Raw genomic sequence first — 2,126 nt, 5'->3', positions numbered from 1 at the left:
GAAGATTAAATTCTAATTCATATAATGCTATTTCTGAAAAAATAATTGATAATTTTGATTTAATTAATAACATTATAGAAAAAACAAAACAAGATTATTATCAATTAAATACCAATGATGAAAAAAGTTATTTTTCTTTTTTTCCAAGTACTAAAGGAATACCTTATTCATATATAACAGAAATAAGTAACCAAATTAACAAAGTAAACAACTACTTAAATTGAAATAATTTAAATATAGTTGTTAAGGGAGGAATTATTGGAGCAGTAATTTGTGGTTCTATATTAATTATTTTTTTTTCATCTGCAGCAGCATTTTTTGGATTAGCTAATAATATAAGATTTATGGCAAGTGGAATTGTTAACAATGCTAAAATAGGAATATTGATAGGCTATATTTTTGGTTCTGGTATAGCATGAATCATAAATTAGTTAATATATTCTACTTTTCTTCGGCTTGTATTTACATTCAAAAAAATTATTACATTTAGTAAAATGTTATTTTAATTATATATTAAAGTGGGCTTGCAGTAATTTTTAAAACATCATTATTGATTTTTTCAAATTTCGTAGGTGTTTAGTTATTGTGTGGATCAGATGATGACTTGTTGTAGTTCGGTTTTAAAATCATCTTTGTCAATTTGGCGTTGAATTCAGTTAGCGAGTATTTGCGTTGGGGTAATTCAGTGAACCGTATAATTTTGTTTATAATATTCTACTAAACTCTGTAGTTTTTTAAAAAACCGTTCGGGAGTTTTTCGTGTTCGCTCAAACTCGACTAATTGAGTTGTTCCATCAGTTTTGTAAACAATTAAGTCTGGATAAGCATTCAAATTGCCGTTTTCCATTTTTAACTCCCGCTCTGTTTGGTATTGCTCGATATCGTTTTGTGCGACAAGTCATTTAATCAACATATCTTGGTGCGATAATTCATAATAATTTACTTTGATACTTTTTTTATGCTCTCGCCCTAAATATGAATTTCCTTTGTGTGTTAAAACATAAATGTTTTTCCGCGTAGTTTTATCAATTTTATAAAATTGTTTTTTCTGTAATGTTTTTAAATTAGTTTTTGCACTTTCAATCGGTTTTTTTTAACAGCAATGCAATTTGTTCTGCTGTTAAATATCCTCATTTATTTAATAAACCTAATATTTTTAAATTTTCTGTCATAACATCAACTCCTTACCAATCACGCTTGTTATTCCTCAGTCTAGTAAAAAAATAAATAAACTAGTAAAAGTTTAATATTAATTTATTTAATTATACTAAATACTTATTATTTTTTTAATAAAATTACTGCTAAATTTATTAAATAAATTTAGTTTTGATATAGTAATGGTATTTATTTTGGTTTTATATTGGAAGAAAAAAAAGAAAAAAAATCGTGTTTTATCAAACAGCAAAAATGATATGATGAAGACCATATCTTGGTTTTGTTTATTCGTTGTCTTGCTACTCTGTGGTTTTATGCAAGTTCTGTGCTTTGTTGATAGGGGAGTGAAGAACTCGATAGGAGAGTTAGTCTAGGTTGTCTAACTCCCCTAATAACTCGGTGAATTCTTCTTCGGACATTTTTGGTGGGTCGCCCTTGTTTTTTTCGTAAACAGTGTTAAACTTATCAACAAGAGAATAATTCTCTTTATCTTTAATTAATGATTTTTTATTAGCAGAATACTTAGTTTTTACGAAGGTTTGGTATTCTGCTTTTAATTTGTCGCTTTCAGCGCAAATTTGTTCGCGCGCTTGTTGGTAAGTTAACCCACTTAAAAAAGGGTTTGTTGCTTCTTCTTTTTCGTAGCGGCGAGCAGACACAGTTAAATAATGCAATTCTTTAATTGCAGTGTCTTTAATTGCTTGATAACCCGCCAAGTGGTATTTGTTATTATCACGCGTGTTATAAATTCAGTAGTTAAAAAACATATCAAGACCAACCAAAAAGTATTTACCAGTTTTGTCTAAAAAACACATTATTTTAGGCACACAAATAAATTTGTCATAAATTTTGACTTTATAGCTGTCTTGGCGGGTAGGGTGTTGGCGAACACATTTTTTCGGTAAGTAAAAATTAGAGATATGTTTATTTTCATCAAGTTGATTAATCACTTTATAACTAAACCCATTTAT

At 27.9% G+C, this 2,126-nt stretch carries 3 protein-coding genes; 1 reads left to right on the top strand and 2 read right to left on the bottom strand.

The window, feature by feature from the left end:
* On the top strand, positions 1–431 hold a 431-nt coding region (locus C6B38_RS09690), incomplete at its 5' end, for a hypothetical protein (protein WP_162475818.1).
* A gap of 149 nt (positions 432–580) precedes the next feature.
* Here the strand turns inward: C6B38_RS09690 and C6B38_RS02490 are convergent.
* Positions 581–847, bottom strand: a complete 267-nt coding sequence (locus C6B38_RS02490; protein WP_105298529.1) for a hypothetical protein — start codon at positions 845–847, stop codon at positions 581–583.
* A gap of 673 nt (positions 848–1,520) precedes the next feature.
* On the bottom strand, positions 1,521–2,126 hold a 606-nt coding region (locus C6B38_RS02485; RefSeq protein ID WP_233485489.1), incomplete at its 5' end, for a hypothetical protein.

Source organism: Spiroplasma sp. ChiS (assembly GCF_002968355.1).
GTDB lineage: Bacteria > Bacillota_I > Bacilli_A > Mycoplasmatales > Mycoplasmataceae > Spiroplasma > Spiroplasma citri.
Note: the sequence above shows the minus strand (reverse complement) of the source record. Positions and strands in the feature narration are given on the sequence as shown.